The organism is Alkalihalobacterium elongatum, assembly GCF_019024285.1.
Lineage (GTDB): Bacteria > Bacillota > Bacilli > Bacillales > Bacillaceae_F > Alkalihalobacterium > Alkalihalobacterium elongatum.
Genome location: NZ_WMKZ01000048.1, coordinates 1 through 12,915, shown reverse-complemented (window position 1 = coordinate 12,915; position 12,915 = coordinate 1). Strand labels below are relative to the sequence as shown.

Genomic DNA, 12,915 nt, shown 5'->3' with positions numbered 1-12,915 from the left:
GGCGGTCACTAAAGCGATTGAATAGAGCCCGAGAGCGGTATCAGAAGGAGAGGGCGGTCACTAAAGCGATTGAATAGAGCCCGAGAGCCGTATCAGAAGGAGAAGGCGGTCACTAAAGCGATTGAATAGAGCCCGAGATCCGTGTTAGAAGGAGAGGGCGGCACTAAAGCGATTGAATAGAGCCCGAGAGCCGTGTCAGAGGGAGAAGGCGGTTACCAAAACGATGGTGAATCTTTTCAAACGACAGGCACTCAACCACAAAAAGCAAAGACGACATGAAATTATAAATGCTAGGGCAAAACAAGAGCCCTAGCATTACATTTTTTAGCTTATCTAGTTTATTAAGCAGTTAAAAAACTAGTTTTTCTCTTAAAAACCGTCTGAAAAACCGAAACCAAGTTGGCGTTCAACTCTACGCAGACGACGGTTTAGACGATTTATTCTTTCTGTATTTTGTTCTACCGTACGTTCTAATCTAGCTAAACGACGTTCAATATCTCGAGGCGGCGTAGGCACTCCAGGACCACCAGGGAATCCAGTTCCAGGACCACCAGGGAATCCAGTTCCAGGACCACCAGGGAATCCAGGGAAACCAGGCGTTGGACCAAATTGAGGTTGTTGTCTTTCATCCTGCTGCTGGAATTGGTTTTCACCTTGCATTAAAGGTTGTTGAAGTTGTCTTTCGTCCTGCTGCATATAAGGCTGCTGTTGGTATTGGTTTTCAGCTTGCATCATAGGCTGTTGAAATTGACTTTCATTCATCATGTAAGGTTGTTGGTGATAGTAATTGTAATTCAATGATCTCTCTCCTTAAATTATAGGTATTCGTACATTACAGTTCTAGCTTATGAAAAAAGCGGGCGAATGGAATGAGGCAACAGCCTATTTTTCTATAATTCTTGAATTATTCCTCAATATTGTTTATTTTTCTACAATAAGTGCCAGCAAAAGTCTCTTTCTCTTATTTTCACGGTTTGATATAATTGTACAAGCAAATAAACGTAGTTGAATTTCCAATTACCACGTCTTTGAGCCTTTTAAGTTAACTTAAGGACATAAACTTGGGAGGGGCAATGAAATATTCAATTTCAAAAGACAATGATTGGCTACTCATTGTCGTCACTGCATTGTTAACAATATTTGGTTTGATCATGGTATTTAGCTCAAGTTATGTTTGGGCTCTCTATCAAACTGGGGATTTTTATTTTTTCATTAAGCGACAGTCGATGTGGTTTTTTATGGGTATTTTTGTATTTTTCATTGTTATGCATATCCCCTTTCAACTATATCGAAAATTATCAGCAGCCATTATATTAGGATCAATCGTTATATTGACTGCCGTTTTATTCTTCGGGCATGAAGTATATGGTGCGCAGCGTTGGATTAGAATAGGGCCGTTAAATATCCAGCCATCAGAGTTTGTAAAGTTAGGGATGATTATTTATTTAGCTTCTGTTTATAGTAAAAAACAAGCTTATATTGATCAGTTTATTAAAGGGGTTATGCCGCCTTTAATTGTTGTAACAATTGTATTAGCATTAATTGTGAGACAACCTGACTTAGGTACAGCCACATCAATCCTTCTTGTCACGATACTCATTGTGTTTTTTTCAGGCGCTAAAATTAAACACCTGTTCTTTTTAGGTTTATCTGGGTTAGCAGTGTTCGTTCTTGCTGTTATGGCAGCACCCTACCGGATGAAACGAATCACTTCGTTCATGGATCCATTTGCAGATGCAGCTGGTGACGGCTACCAAATATTGCAGTCCTATATAGCAATCGCACATGGCGGTTTGTCTGGAGCAGGTCTTGGACAGAGTGTGCAGAAGCTTATGTATCTTCCTGAACCACAGACTGATTTTATTTTGGCGATCATTTCCGAGGAGTTAGGGTTACTAGGTGTAGCGTTTGTGTTTATTTGTTATACGATCATCTTCTTTAAAGGAGTAATGACTGGTATTCGTTGTAAAAATCCGTTTGGGAGCTTGTTAGCTTTCGGGATTGTTTTTCAAATTGGGATACAAATTGTATTTAACGTTGGAGCGGTTTCTGGTTTGCTACCGATCACAGGTATTCCCTTACCATTTATTAGTAATGGGGGATCCTCATTGCTCGTATCGATGATATCGGTAGCGGTTTTAGCTAATATTTCAAGACAAAATCGACAACAACGACGGCTCGCTGAAGAAAGTGACGAACGTTTAGGAGCATAGCTCGTTTTATATAGATGGAGGAAATTATGGAAGAACGTAAATCGGGTTTACAGCAGATTGATTATACGTTACTGTTTTTGTTCTTTTTGTTAATGTGTATCAGTTTATTGGCAATTTATAGTGGGTCGGGGCAGTATACGACCGACCCGATGGAATATGTTAAAAAACAAGCTGTTTGGCTAGTGCCAGGACTCATTTTAATGGGTGCTGCCATGGTCATTGATTACGATATGTTTAAGAATTTTTCTATACCTTTGTATATCCTTGGAATATTACTCCTATTGTGGGTTGAGTTTTTTGGGGTCGTTTTTAATGGCTCCCAACGCTGGATCCAAATTGCTGGACAACGTTTTCAGCCATCAGAGTTTGTAAAAGTATTTGTTGTCATCGCACTGGCTCATTTACTCTATAGGATTACCAAGGATGGTCGAGAGAAAAGCTTTAAATCCGACTGCATCGTCGTTGCTAAAGTATTTGCGGTTGGAATACCGCCATTTTTTCTCATTTTAAAGCAGCCTGATTTAGGTACAGCCTTAGTTATCGGAAGTATTATGGCGACCATGATCTTAATGTCAGGTGTAGGCTGGAGAATGTTGACTTTACTGTTTGCTAGTGTCGTTAGTGGTATTGGTTTATTAGTTTGGTTGCATAATCATTATTTTACCTTATTTAATAAAATCATTAAAAATCACCAGATGGAACGGATTTATGGGTGGCTTTATCCGAATGAAAATGCAGGAAGTTATGGTTATCAGCTCGTTGAGGCCTTAAAGGGGATCGGTGCAGGCGGACTTTATGGAAGTGGTTTTTTACAAGGTGTACAATCACAAAGTGAACCAGCTCGTGTTCCAGAGCTTCATACCGACTTTATCTTTACTGTAATCGGGGAAGAGTTTGGGTTTCTCGGAGCAACGATTTTAATCGTGATTTATTTCTTGATGTTTTATCGAATGATTGTAATCGCATTTAGTTGTAATAACTTATTTGGAACGTATTTAGTATCGGGTATTGTAGGTTTATTAGTCTTTCAAATTTTTCAAAATATCGCAATGACGATAGGATTAATGCCTATTACAGGTTTAGCTTTACCATTTATAAGTTATGGCGGTAGTGCCCTAATGACGAATATGATTGCTCTTGGGATTGTATTAAATGTGAATATGAGAACGAGGCATTATATGTTCCAAACAGAAGAATTGTAATTGGAAGTGTCCACACCATCAGAGAGTATATGACTATAGTGCAAGAAGTTTTATCACTATAGTTAGGTGTTGGGCACTTTTATTTATTTTTCCAATTCATTTCTTTTCTGTTCTAAACGAGGTCTTATAAAACATACTCTTTTAAAATTGCACAAATCATACTAACGGTGCTAGGTCAATCTATGCCTAGGAATGGCTGTTGAGAGGGGGTACATAAATGATTTTATTTATTGGATTTGGTAAACTTACCAAGGCACTTTTGCCATTTATAAAAAGTGACAATACCGTATATGTCTTTCATAAGAACGAGCGAGATGAACAATTTTACAATCTATACAATGTAAAGTACGCATCGCCTGCTACGTTTTCAAAAGCGAGCTATGTTTTTTTATCGTTACCCGCATCGGCATATTCTGATTTTTTTACCGAATATGGTCAATACTTTCATAAAGAAACCATTTTCTTTCATATGGCAACAGCCTTAACGAAAAAAGAAGTCTTGTCCTTTGTTAAAGGTGGAAAGGTTGTCCCTTGTAAATGTATTGGGCAGGCAGATCAGATGGCGATTGATAAAAGAGGGCTGATCGTTGTTCCTGAAAATTCTCAAGAGGAAGAGAATTGGCTAAAATCGTTTTTTACAAACGACATGTCTATCATGGTAGGTCGAGAAGAAGATGTATTACGAATTAACCAAATAGCTACAAAAGCAGCGCTTGAATTAGCAGTGGCATTAAAAAAAGAATTACAAGGTAACAGCTTTGATAAGGAATGGATTAACCAAACACTCGAGATTACAGTAAGAGGTGTTATTAAAAGTTATTGCCATCAGCAGCTTGGTGGCTTCGGTCGAAACTTATTAAAAGAGATAGAAAAGCAAAACGGGGTGTCAGAAAATGAGAATTGATAAAATGCTATCGAATGTTGGCTATGGAACGAGAAAAGAAGTAAAAAAATTACTTAAAACGGGTGTTGTTCATGTCGATGGTGAAACCGTAAAGGATGGAAAATTTCATGTTAAACTAGATGAGCAGTCTGTTACTGTTCATGGTGAACAGGTAGAGTATAAAGAGTACATATACTTGATGTTAAATAAGCCAAAGGGAGTCATATCGGCTACCGAGGATAATCAACATGAGACAGTCATTGATTTATTAGCGTTTGAGCATACAGTCTTCAATCCATTTCCTGTTGGTAGACTTGATAAAGATACAGAAGGCTTTCTTATTTTAACGAATGACGGAAAATTATCACATGAATTAATGTCACCGAAAAAGCATGTGGATAAAACATATGAAGCAACGATCAAAGGAGAGGTAACTGAAGAGGATGTGGAAAAATTTAAAGAAGGAGTCGAGTTAGACGACGGCTATGTTACGAAGCCAGGCCATCTCGTTATCCTTGAATCAGGTCCGATTTCAAGAATTCAATTAACGATTACTGAAGGGAAATTCCACCAAGTGAAAAGAATGTTTCTTGCAGTGGATAAAAAGGTACTTGAATTAAAAAGAATTTCAATAGGTCAGCTCGAGCTAGATCCTAGTTTACGACTCGGGGAATATCGTGAAATGACAGAAGAGGAAATTGAAATTGTAAGGAATTCTAAATGAAGAAAACAGCCACATAGTTGAGTGGCTGTTTTCTTATGAAAAGATCTAAGATACTTTCGTTTTCTTCTTGTTTACGGTCCATTTTCCACGGCTAGGACTAAGTACTAAATCATTATACTCTAAGACATTCAAGTCTCTCTGGATCGTTCTTTGAGTTATGCCAAACTCTTCAACCAATTCATTCGTTGTGACAGTCCCCCTTTGTTTAATATAGAGGTAAATCGACTTAATACGAGTCAGCATTCGATCAGTTGAAGCTTTCAAAAAACCACTCCTTGTTATAAATGATCGTCCTTACAACCATTGTATTAAAAAGGGGTAATGATCATTCGTGCCAATTACAGTTATGGCTGCATGGTCGAATGAGCAGTGATAGGACATTAGCCTTTAATATCAATGTTTTGTCCTAGAGTCGGGTGAGGGCTGATGTCGGTTCGAAAAAAGTTTGATCATTTTATCAAACATATTCACTGCATGAGCTGCTTGTGTTGCTATTAAACATTTTAGTATATTAATACGTGAAGTTGTTATCATAGTCTAACATTAGCAGCCATTATATGGCTTAAAGTCACATCTCATCCCTCTTGTTACTTATTGTACAATAAGTTATTTAATTTAGCAAAGCACCGTAACGCAAATTAGAAGAAATGAAAGGCTGTGAGAAGAATTTGTCAAGGGTTAATTGGGAAAACGAGGTTGAAAAAAGAAAGACAGAATTAATTAGTGAAACACGTAAATTCCTTCAGATTGCTAGCGTTTTAGATGAATCCAGTGCCAAACCAGGACAACCATTTGGGACAGGAATTAATGACGCTTTAAACCTTTTATTAAAAATAGGTGAAGAATGTAACTTTCATGTTAAAAATTTAGATGGCTATGCGGGCTATATAGAATTTGGAAAGGGAGAAGAATCAGTCGGGATCCTTTGTCATGTTGATGTTGTACCAGAAGGCGAAGGGTGGACAAGGCCTCCCTATGCTGCTGACATAGTGGATGGAAAAATAATTGCTCGCGGGGCAATCGACGATAAAGGACCTACAATGGCAGCCTTTTATGCCATGAAGATTGTTAAAGAATTAGGACTACCTTTGTCAAAGCGAGTACGAATGATCATAGGAACTGATGAAGAAAGTACATGGCAATGTGTGGACCATTATTTTAAACATGAAGAAATGCCGACGGTTGGATTTGCACCAGATGCTGATTTTCCAATTATTTATGCTGAAAAGGGAATATGTGATATTAAACTGAAACAAGAAATGAAGACTGAACATAAAAAAGAGCAATCCTATCCTAGGTTGATAAGTCTCCAAGCTGGTAGAAGAATGAATATGGTACCAGATGATGCAAGAGCAACGGTTCAAATTAAAGAAGAGGACTTTTTATCAATCACAAATCAATTTGATGAATTTTTGAAAGCAAATCAAATAAATGGAGATACATCGGGTGAAAAGAACGAATTGACTTTTGTTGTGAAAGGAAAATCAGCACATGGAATGGAACCTAAATTAGGTGTAAATGCTGGTTTGTTTTTATGTGATTTTCTTAACCGTTTGCTAATAGCGTCACAAGGAAAACAGTTCGTTCAGTTTATAACAGACTTTCTACATCAGGACTTTCGTGGAAAGCAATTAGGAATCCCTTACTCTGATGAAATCACAGGGGATTTAACAGTTAACTGTGGTTTAGTTTCCTATGAGGATAGCAATGGGGGAAGTATTGGATTGAACATTCGCTACCCCGTTACGAATGATGGTAAGGAAATGATTAAACGACTCGAATCAGTTGCAGAGAAAAGTGGTTTTTCTCTAGCTGTACTTGATCATTCGCCGCCGCATCATGTCGATAAAGACCATTCATTAATCCAAACATTATCTAAAGTATATGAAGAGCAAACTGGACAGAAGGCAGAACTTCTTTCAATTGGTGGTGGGACATATGCACGTTCCTTAGAGTCTGGGGTAGCCTTTGGGCCGCTATTCCCAGGTCGAGAAGATGTAGCACATCAAAAGGATGAGTATATTATGATCGATGACCTATTAAAAGCAACAGCAATTTACGCTCATGCCATATATGAGTTAGCTAAAGAATAAGAGTACTTAATAGGTGAAGGGTGCCAAAGTGGCATTCTTTTAATGTTCTCATACGGAGGAGCTCCAGTCCCTACGCCGCTAACCGGTCGCTTCCACTTTTCTTTGTCTAGTTCTGGGCGTCATCGGCTCGAGGTCGCTTCGGTCCATCAAACGTGTCCAAAGAGCAGGACACTTATTGCTGGCCCTCCAGCGCTTGTCGCCGATAAGCAGACGCCCTCCACTTTTCTTTGTATAAAGTGTGCGTGGGTAAGAATAATAAGGAAAGCGAATGTACTTGAGGAGGGTTTTGGATGCAGAGAACGTTATCTTTTATACTTTTCGTTATTATCTTATTTGGTGCCAATAATGGTTTAGTAAAGGCTGTGGATCATTATAACCCAGACTATTGGAGACCACAGTCAATTGAAAAGCAGTATCATATCATGGGTTACCAGTCGATCCAAGTCGCTGTTAAAGAATTTGAAGACTTGTATCAACGAAAAGTAAATTTACCAAACCGACTGCCGCCTATCGAAATTACGCATTCGTTCGGAATTATTGATTCCTACAGTTACCCTGCAAAGTTAGAAATAGAATATGTAAACGAGGAACGACCGAGAGAGCAAATCAAAATGTTCATCCTTCCGGAGGAACAAGGTATTTATCAGAAGGCAAAAGTTGCACAATTGCATACGTTAGAGGACAGTGCGAAGGCAATCCAATTAAGGGATAGGTACCATAACATCTTAATTTTTAAAAAAGATGGATGGGAATACATCTTAGCTAGTAGTAAAAGAATTGAAGACAAAGTGCAAATTGATGATTTAATTGAAATGGCAAACTCAATTAATTAAATAAAGGCTAACTCATAACTCCCTACCTGAAAGTATTTTTGAAAGGGGGGAGTAAAGTTAGCCATAAGGTCTTTATTTATTTTCAAAATCAAACAAATCTGTTGATAAATAACGCTCACCAGTGTCACAAGCAATGGCTACAACGACATCGTCTGGTGTTAGCTTTTTAGCAACTTCCAGAGCGGCAAAACATGCAGCACCAGAAGAAGGTCCAACGAGAATACCTTCTTTTTGAGCTAGGGCAATAGACGCCCAATAAGCATCTTCATCCTCGATTTTTTTAATCTCATTATAAACGTTTTGGTTTAATATAGCAGGGATAAATCCAGGGCTAGTACCGACAAGTTTATGTGGTCCTGGTTTTCCTCCTGATAAAACAGGTGACCCAGCTGGTTCAACTACATGGACTGTAGCTTCTGGATAAAACTTCTTCAATTCTTCACCAGTACCTGTAATAGTTCCGCCTGTACCTGAAGCCGCAACAAAAGCAGATAATTTTTTTCCGATACTATCGAGTGCTTCTTTTATTTCAACGGCTGTTGTATATCGATGAGCATCTGGGTTAGCGGCATTTTCGAATTGCATTGGTACAAAACTATTAGGAATTTCCTTTGCTAATTCATGGGCCTTTTCAATAGCCCCAGGCATTTTCTTATCTCCTTCAGTTAAAACTACTTCTGCGCCATACGCTTTTAAAATATTGATGCGTTCTTGGCTCATTGTATCAGGCATTGTTAGTATAGCACGGTAACCTCTAGCAGCAGCATTCATAGCTAAACCAATTCCAGTATTACCACTAGTGGGTTCAATAATTGTTGCTCCTGGCTTTAGTAAGCCGTCCTTTTCAGCTTGGATAATCATTTGGTACGCAGCGCGATCTTTTACGCTTCCACTTGGGTTGAAGAATTCAAGCTTCAGGTAAACAGCTGCACCATCTTTATCTGCGATCCGATTTAACTTGACTAAAGGGGTATGACCAATCAAATCCGCTATATTTTTTACAACTCGCATATAGTCACTTCCTTAATTTTTATGTTTACTAAAAGTATTTACTTCTATTTTATCATAGATATATGAATAATTCCTATCTACTAAATTGGATATAAAGAATTGCGGTTAAACTCAAACGAATTACAAAAATTGTAACGACAAAATGTGATAAATTCGTTAAAATATTTAGAAGAAGGTGTATAAGATGAAAGCACATTTTTTCTTGGCGATACCTGTATTAGGATCAGCTAACCAAAGTTTAGTGAATTGGAAAGAGGAGCATTCAAGTCATTTTCCGTTTCAAAAATGGATTCATCCGCAAGATTTGCATATTACCCTTGTTTTCTTAGGGCATGTAGAAAAAGCTCAATTAATAGCATTGGGTGAGCAAATCGATAAAACTATAAAAAATTATCACTCATTTACGATAACTTTAAATGAATTGAATACATTTGGCGATTTAAATCGTCCGAGAATATTTTGGGCAGGCGTCGAAAAGCCAGAGCAATTAATGAAGCTACAAATGGATATTGCACAAACATGTGTTAATGTTGGCTTAGATATTGAAAAGCGCCCTTACCGCCCTCACATCACATTAGCAAGACGCTGGAAAGCTAACGGTATGTATACTCCAGCTTTAGCTAACGAACTATTTACAGCAGAATACCAGAGATCATGGGAAGTAGAAAAAATTCACTTGTACCAATCACATCCAGGAAAGAGTCCAATGTATGAACCGATTCAGACTTTTTTCTTGTCAACCAATGTCTAGCTCCAGGTGTCATTGGGTCAAAGGACGTTTTGGCTCATCAGACTATGCTAAAGCATTAGCGCTTATATGCAATAAACAGACACCTTGTGCTTCGTACAAACAAAGAGGAGTAGTTTCCATTGACCATTTTACGTACGATCTTGCATATTGCAATTTTATATTTATTTTATTGGCTGGGTGTTTTCATCCAGCAAACGTTTGATTTATTTATTCCAGGTAGCATTATTGGGATGCTATTGTTGTTTACCTTATTTGCAACAAAAGTGATTAATCCAAAATCAATTGAATATGGTACTTCTTTATTATTAAGGCATATGCCGTTATTATTTTTACCTGTAACAGTAGGAGTATTAAACTTTTTAGATGTTTTTTCAGGAAAAGGCTTCATGTTAGTGATTATTGCTTTAGTTAGCACATTAATTGTTATGGTGTGTTCAGGAGCTCTCAGCCAATTTTTAGCGACTAGAAAGGAGCAGAACTTATGATATCTTTCTTAACAGCTCTTTTTTTTATCGGTTTAACAGTTGGCGTGTATATAGGAGCTAGAATGTTTTACCAAAAATTTCCGTATCCATTTACATTGCCTTTAGTTATTGGAACAATTATCATGATTATCATTTTGTTAGTATTTAAGATCCCTTATGATACGTATAGTTTAGGCGGAGAATGGATCGAAAAGCTGTTAGGTCCTGCCGTTGTTGCCCTTGCTTATCCTTTATATAAACAGATGAGTATGTTAAAGAAATACTTTATGTCGATTGTCACTGGAGTTTTCGTGGGTGCAGTTATTGGAATTGTTAGTGGTTTGTTATTAGCCAAATGGCTTGGTGTAGAAGAGATGTTAATCTATTCTCTAATTCCTAAATCGGTTACGACACCAGTAGCTATGGATGTTGCAAAAACATTAGGGGGAGCACCACCGCTTGCTGCAATCTTCGTCATGGTTGCTGGTATTGGTGGCGTTATGTTAGCTCCTTATTTGTTTAAATGGTTTAAAATTAATCATTATATTGGAAAAGGTATTGGAACTGGGAGCGCTTCTCATGCGATTGGTACAGCGAAGGCGTTGGAAAATAGTGAAGAAGAAGGAGCAGCAAGTTCCGTTGCGATGACGTTAAGTGCTATCGTTGTATCGGTGATAGGACCAATGCTAGTTTTTCTATTATACTAGTAAATTCATTATCAACATTTAATTGCATCAGCTAAGATTATAGTAATTGTGGAGGTTCATCAATTGGCTCACTTGATAAAGTTAGAAGATTATATTTCAAGATATCAATTTGACATGCAACGTTATCCAACTCAATTTACGAGGATGAAAAAGGAACGTTGGTATTATATAAAAAACGAATGGGAGCAGTTGAAGTTTCCTTCTTCTTCTACTAGTATCGATGATCAGGTTGAGCCAATACCCAAGGGTAAGCAAATGAACATCGTTGCAGCCACTCTACAAAGACTGAAGGGCTGGAATACTTTTGCTTTTTATAAGGCAAAAAACATAGAAGAAAAACAATCTGACGTACCTATCGATGAGAAGGAAGAGGATCGATTAGCCTTCAAAGCAAGATCACTTGAACATCTTAAGGAGCTTTACCTTAATGATCTATTCATATCACAACTTATGTGGGCAAGTTCATCACTAATTGAACAATCATATTTAAACCCTAAATATAAATATGATCAACATCTACGCTTTTTTTCACAGCAAATTCCTGATAATTACTTTCTGATGTATTCGCCAGTTTTTTGGATTAAGCAAGCACCTATTGATATGGATATTATTATCATAACCCCAAGTGAAGTCCAATGTATTTCCATTTTAGATGGAAGTCAATATAGTGTATTTGAAGCGTCATCGGATCGATTTTGGGTGGAATTAATTCAAAAAAAGGAACGAAAAGTTCTTAGTCCCATTGTATCTGTTAATCGAATGGCTAGTATTATTAAAGACATCTTGAATGAGAGCAACTGTGATTTTCCCATAAAAAGAACGGTCATTTCACAAAATAGTATTATTGACTATAAAGGACAAGGACCTAAGGTAGAAATAATTGATAAACGAACGTTTACACAGTGGCATGAACGGATGAAAAAACACCCTTCGCCAATAAAAAGTCAACAGTTAAAAGTAGCAAAAATATTATTAGATCACTGTCATACCTCGGCACATGTCCGACAAAAAATTGAAGATGATCAAATGAGTTAGGTATCACTCATTTGATTTTTTAAAAGAAAAACTGAATAGTACTTTCTATAAATGGATATAATTTATTTTTATGAAGAGAAAAATGTAAAGGCTGACTAAGAGAAGTAAAGTTGGTAAAAAAGAATGGTTTTATTTAGAAATTGTAATGAAAAAGGCTTATGAAAACCATTTAAACCAGCTGTCTAAACTGTTAGCCTTTTTAAAATGTGTGTATAAAAAGGGGATATTTATGAAACGGGGACATCAAGAGATTCACAATATATTAGATTTAAAACAGCATTCATTGATCTTGCGTAGACAATATAATTGGAAGGGTCAAGAGGAATATTCTGTTGAGATAAAAGGACTTGAGGACTGTGTAGGATACGGGGATACATATAAAGAAGCGAAAGAAGATTTAATCCTTGCTGTTCGCTTATGGTTAAAAAGAGAAGGACGTACCGAATTGCCGCCAATCAATAAAAATAAACAGCCAATGCTTTTTATTGAACCTTCAATGACGGAAGAAGAATTCAAGCAAATAAATGTTGTGATCAAAGAGTGGAATGAATGAATACATAAAGTACTTCATAGGATGGACTAGAGGAATAAAAATGGAGTACTTTAGTAAAGGGGGGCTACCATTAATTTGGTAGCCCTTTTGCTTTCCTTTGTCCAGCTACAGGTGCCATCGGCTCGAGGTCGCTTCGGTCCAGCAAACGTGTCCGAAGAGCAGGCCACTACTTGCTGGCCCTCCAGCGCTTGTCGCCGATAAGCGGGCACCTTCCGCTTTTCCTTGTCTAGCTGCAGCTCCCAGCGCCTAGTGGACTTCGCTCTCCTCCTTACGATAAGTCAACATCGGCTCGTACTTCGCCGTGTATCCTTTATCTCATACGGAGGAGCTCCAGTCTCTACGTCGCTAACCGGTCGCTTCCGCTTTTCCTTGTCCAGCTACAGGTGCCATCGGCTCGAGGTCGCTTCGGTCCAGCAAACGTGTCCGAAGAGCAGGCCACTACTTGC

14 protein-coding genes are annotated in these 12,915 nt (G+C 37.8%); 11 read left to right on the top strand and 3 right to left on the bottom strand.

The window, feature by feature from the left end:
- Positions 1-369: 369 nt before the first annotated feature.
- On the bottom strand, positions 370-798 hold the full coding sequence (locus tag GKP30_RS23200; protein ID WP_328703204.1) for a hypothetical protein: 429 nt from the start codon (positions 796-798) through the stop codon (positions 370-372).
- 275 nt (positions 799-1,073) lie between these two features.
- On the opposite strand from GKP30_RS23200, the gene ftsW reads away from it, so the two are divergent.
- The 4 genes from ftsW (at position 1,074) to GKP30_RS23180 (ending at position 5,022) form a co-directional block, all read left to right on the top strand.
- Positions 1,074-2,213, top strand: a complete 1,140-nt coding sequence (gene ftsW, locus GKP30_RS23195) for a putative lipid II flippase FtsW (protein ID WP_216831848.1) — start codon at positions 1,074-1,076, stop codon at positions 2,211-2,213.
- Positions 2,214-2,239: 26 nt separating this feature from the next.
- The gene (rodA, locus tag GKP30_RS23190; protein WP_216831847.1) at positions 2,240-3,415 is read left to right on the top strand and encodes a rod shape-determining protein RodA; all 1,176 of its coding nucleotides are present in this window, start codon (positions 2,240-2,242) and stop codon (positions 3,413-3,415) included.
- 217 nt (positions 3,416-3,632) lie between these two features.
- Complete coding sequence (locus tag GKP30_RS23185) at positions 3,633-4,319, top strand: hypothetical protein (RefSeq protein ID WP_216831846.1); 687 nt, start codon at positions 3,633-3,635, stop codon at positions 4,317-4,319.
- A complete protein-coding gene (locus GKP30_RS23180; protein ID WP_216831845.1) occupies positions 4,309-5,022 on the top strand; it encodes a pseudouridine synthase in 714 nt (237 codons plus the stop codon). The genes GKP30_RS23185 and GKP30_RS23180 overlap by 11 nt, the downstream gene beginning before the upstream one ends.
- 45 nt (positions 5,023-5,067) lie before the next feature.
- Here GKP30_RS23180 and GKP30_RS23175 read toward each other — a convergent pair whose 3' ends face one another.
- Complete coding sequence (locus tag GKP30_RS23175; protein WP_175576473.1) at positions 5,068-5,286, bottom strand: DeoR family transcriptional regulator; 219 nt, start codon at positions 5,284-5,286, stop codon at positions 5,068-5,070.
- A 404-nt stretch (positions 5,287-5,690) separates the two neighbouring features.
- On the opposite strand from GKP30_RS23175, the gene pepV reads away from it, so the two are divergent.
- Positions 5,691-7,115 carry a dipeptidase PepV gene (gene pepV, locus GKP30_RS23170; protein ID WP_216831844.1) on the top strand — a complete coding sequence of 475 codons (1,425 nt, stop codon included), beginning with the start codon at positions 5,691-5,693 and terminating at the stop codon, positions 7,113-7,115.
- Positions 7,116-7,405: 290 nt separating this feature from the next.
- Complete coding sequence (locus GKP30_RS23165; RefSeq protein ID WP_216831843.1) at positions 7,406-7,948, top strand: hypothetical protein; 543 nt, start codon at positions 7,406-7,408, stop codon at positions 7,946-7,948.
- Between the two features lie 72 nt (positions 7,949-8,020).
- On the opposite strand, the gene cysK is transcribed toward GKP30_RS23165, so the two are convergent.
- The gene (gene cysK, locus GKP30_RS23160) at positions 8,021-8,959 is read right to left on the bottom strand and encodes a cysteine synthase A (RefSeq protein ID WP_216831842.1); all 939 of its coding nucleotides are present in this window, start codon (positions 8,957-8,959) and stop codon (positions 8,021-8,023) included.
- 184 nt (positions 8,960-9,143) lie between these two features.
- Here cysK and thpR point away from each other — a divergent pair, with 184 nt between their 5' ends.
- The 5 genes from thpR (at position 9,144) to GKP30_RS23135 (ending at position 12,469) form a co-directional block, all read left to right on the top strand.
- On the top strand, positions 9,144-9,710 hold the full coding sequence (thpR, locus tag GKP30_RS23155) for an RNA 2',3'-cyclic phosphodiesterase (protein ID WP_216831841.1): 567 nt from the start codon (positions 9,144-9,146) through the stop codon (positions 9,708-9,710).
- Positions 9,711-9,829: 119 nt separating this feature from the next.
- A complete protein-coding gene (locus tag GKP30_RS23150) occupies positions 9,830-10,195 on the top strand; it encodes a CidA/LrgA family protein (RefSeq protein ID WP_236035317.1) in 366 nt (121 codons plus the stop codon).
- Positions 10,192-10,881, top strand: a complete 690-nt coding sequence (locus GKP30_RS23145) for an LrgB family protein (protein WP_216831840.1) — start codon at positions 10,192-10,194, stop codon at positions 10,879-10,881. The genes GKP30_RS23150 and GKP30_RS23145 overlap by 4 nt, the downstream gene beginning before the upstream one ends.
- A 63-nt stretch (positions 10,882-10,944) precedes the next feature.
- Positions 10,945-11,916 (top strand): NERD domain-containing protein, encoded by a 972-nt coding sequence (locus GKP30_RS23140; protein ID WP_216831839.1) that lies wholly within the window; start codon positions 10,945-10,947, stop codon positions 11,914-11,916.
- Between the two features lie 229 nt (positions 11,917-12,145).
- Positions 12,146-12,469, top strand: coding sequence for a type II toxin-antitoxin system HicB family antitoxin (locus GKP30_RS23135; RefSeq protein ID WP_216831838.1), 324 nt, complete (start codon positions 12,146-12,148; stop codon positions 12,467-12,469).
- Positions 12,470-12,915 lie beyond the last annotated feature (446 nt).